This is a genomic window from Streptomyces sp. NPDC054847 (genome assembly GCF_053610925.1).
In genome coordinates this window covers 1-3,076 of the sequence record NZ_JBSGZJ010000634.1, presented here as the reverse complement: position 1 = coordinate 3,076, position 3,076 = coordinate 1, and the positions used below count along the sequence as shown (strand labels likewise).

Below are 3,076 nucleotides of genomic sequence, written 5' to 3'. Positions count from 1 at the left end.
CTGTGGGGGTGTGTCCCGACCGGGTGCCGGGGGTGGCTGGTGCCTGAGCCGCGCCGCGCCGGCCGTGGGTCGGTCCGGTGCCGGCCGCGGGTGCGGGTGCCGTGACCGCCGTGGCGGGGTCCGGCCATGGCCTCCCGGCGGCCGGTGCTGGGCGCCGGGTGCGGCCGGGGGCGGGCCCCTCGCGCCTGCGCCGGGTGCTGTGCCGTGCCGGGGGTGACTCTGCCCGGCGCGGGCGACCGGGGGACGGGACCGGCCACGGCCGGTGCCGTGCCGGTCGCCGTGGCTACCTCGGGGCCGGGTGCCGGGGGGCCTCATGCCGGTGTCCTGCCGTGCCGGCCGTGGCTGTGTCCGGGCCAGGTGCCGGAGGTGGCTAACGCCTGTGTCCTGCCGTAGCGGTGTCTGGGCCGGGCGGGCCCGCTCGGCGGTTCTGGCGCCGGGTGCGGCCGGGTGCCGGGCGTCGGCGCCTCACGGCTGCACCGGGTGCTCCGCCGTGCAGGGCGTGACCCTGCCCGGGGCGGGTGAGGGGGTGGACGGTGCCGGCTGTGGCTGTGTCTGGGCCGGGCGGGCCCGCACGGCGGTTCTGGCGCCAGATGCGGCCGGGTGCCGGGCGTCGGCGCCTCACGGCTGCACCGGGTGCTCCGCCGTGCCAGGCGTGACCCTGCCCGGGGCGGGCGAGGGGGTGGACGGTGCCGGCCGTGGCTGTGTCCGGGCCGGGCGGGCCCGCACGGCGGTTCTGGCGCCAGGTGCGGCCGGGTGCCGGGCGTCGGCGCCGGCCGGCTGCGCCGGGTGCTCCGCCGTGCCGGGCGTGACTCTGCCCGGGGCGGGTGAGGGGGTGGACGGTGCCGACCGTGGAGGTGTCCGCATGCGCCGTGGGGCGGGCCGTGCCGTGGGTGAACCGTCGCCGCGGCGGACGGTTCAGATACGCACCTGCACCGCGCGGGCGAGCCGGTCGTGCAGGCCGCGGCCGTCGCGGTCCCAGACGAGCGCGGGGATCGCGAGACAGAGCAGCGCAGTCCGGACGACGGCCCACCCGAAGGCGAGGCGTCCGCCGTTCTCCGAGGCGACCCGCAGCCCGAGGAGGCGCTTACCGGGCGTGAAGCCGACGGTGCCCACCGTCAGGACGCCGAGGACGAGGAAGATGCCGAGGGCCCAGTTTCCGGCCGCCTGCTGGTCACCGCCCGCGAACAGTCCGTATGCGATCAGGAAACACAGTCCCCAGTCGATGAAGATCGCCCCGAAGCGGCGCCCGAGGGGGGCCACGGAACCCGGGCCGTGCTCCGGCAGACCCAGCCGCTGACCCCGGTACCCGAAGTCGACACCCATGTCCTCCGCGGCCGCGCGGGGCCCGGAGAGCCACGATCCGATTGCTTGCCTGTTGTCCACCCGTCCACGGTACTGCGCCCCCTTTCACCCTCCTGCGTCCGGGGCCGTTCCCGCGCTGTGACCCTCGTCCGGTTAACTTCGTCGAAACAAATGGGTCATGCTGGAGAAATCCCGTCCGCCTACGGTCGAGACCAGCGTGTGCCACCGCACTGGCCGCACGGACGAGCTGCAACCCCGCCCCTCCCGGGTGGGAGTAGGAGGAGTTGGATGTTCCAGAACGCCGATGACGTCAAGAAGTTCATCGCGGACGAGGACGTCAAGTTCATCGATGTCCGGTTCTGCGACCTGCCTGGCGTGATGCAGCACTTCACGATCCCGGCAGCGGCGTTCGACCCGGCCGAGGAGCTCGCCTTCGACGGCTCGTCGATCCGCGGCTTCCAGGCGATCCACGAGTCCGACATGGCGCTGCGTGCCGACCTGTCGACCGCCCGTGTCGACCCCTTCCGCCGCGACAAGACGGTCAACATCAACTTCTTCATCCACGACCCGATCACCGGCGAGCAGTACAGCCGTGACCCGCGGAACGTGGCCAAGAAGGCCGAGGCCTACCTCGCGTCGACCGGCATCGCCGACACCGCGTACTTCGGCCCCGAGGCCGAGTTCTACGTGTTCGACAACGTGCGCTTCCAGACCTCGGCGAACGAGTCCTTCTACCACATCGACTCCGAGGCGGGCGCCTGGAACACCGGCGCCATCGAGAACAACCGCGGTTACAAGGTCCGCTACAAGGGTGGCTACTTCCCGGCCCCGCCGGTCGACCACTTCGCCGACCTGCGCGCGGAGATCTCCCTGGAGCTGGACAAGAACGGCCTCCAGGTCGAGCGCCAGCACCACGAGGTCGGCACCGCCGGCCAGGCCGAGATCAACTACAAGTTCAACACGCTGCTCGCCGCGGCCGACGACCTGATGCTCTTCAAGTACATCGTGAAGAACGTCGCCTGGCGCAACGGCAAGACCGCGACCTTCATGCCCAAGCCGATCTTCGGTGACAACGGCTCCGGCATGCACGTCCACCAGTCCCTGTGGCAGGGCGGCGCCCCGCTGTTCTACGACGAGCAGGGCTACGCGGGCCTGTCCGACACCGCCCGGTACTACATCGGCGGCATCCTCAAGCACGCCCCGTCGCTGCTGGCCTTCACCAACCCGACGGTGAACTCCTACCACCGCCTGGTCCCCGGCTTCGAGGCCCCGGTCAACCTGGTCTACTCGCAGCGCAACCGCTCCGCCGCGATGCGTATCCCGATCACGGGCTCGAACCCGAAGGCCAAGCGCGTCGAGTTCCGTGCGCCGGACCCGTCGTCCAACCCGTACCTGGCCTTCTCCGCGCTGCTGCTCGCGGGCCTCGACGGCGTCAAGAACAAGATCGAGCCGGCCGAGCCGATCGACAAGGACCTGTACGAGCTGGCCCCCGAGGAGCACGCGGGCGTCCCGCAGGTCCCGACCTCCCTCCCGGCCGTGCTGGACGCCCTCGAGGCGGACAACGAGTACCTGCTCGCCGGCGGCGTCTTCACGTCCGACCTGATCGAGACGTGGATCGACTACAAGCGCACGAACGAGATCGCGCCGATCCAGCTGCGTCCGCACCCGCACGAGTTCGAGCTGTACTTCGACATCTAAAGATCCGCTCCATCGGTCGCACCGGTGGGACAGGTCCCGGGTTTCAGGGGCCGCCGGCCGCGCTCTTCCTCCAGGG

General features: G+C 71.7%; 2 protein-coding genes. One reads left to right on the top strand and one right to left on the bottom strand.

Going from position 1 to position 3,076, the window contains the following annotated elements; translation table 11 throughout:
* Positions 1 to 915: 915 nt before the first annotated feature.
* On the bottom strand, positions 916 to 1,383 hold the full coding sequence (locus ACWGH4_RS33510; protein WP_441262650.1) for an RDD family protein: 468 nt from the start codon (positions 1,381 to 1,383) through the stop codon (positions 916 to 918).
* 207 nt (positions 1,384 to 1,590) lie between these two features.
* On the opposite strand from ACWGH4_RS33510, the gene glnA reads away from it, so the two are divergent.
* Complete coding sequence (gene glnA / locus ACWGH4_RS33505) at positions 1,591 to 3,000, top strand: type I glutamate--ammonia ligase (protein WP_189476444.1); 1,410 nt, start codon at positions 1,591 to 1,593, stop codon at positions 2,998 to 3,000.
* Positions 3,001 to 3,076 lie beyond the last annotated feature (76 nt).

Bases quoted from the DNA above. Each gene is read 5' to 3' on its own strand.
- glnA (WP_189476444.1), top strand. From the start codon at position 1,591: ATGTTCCAGAACGCCGATGACGTCAAGAAGTTCATCGCGGACGAGGAC.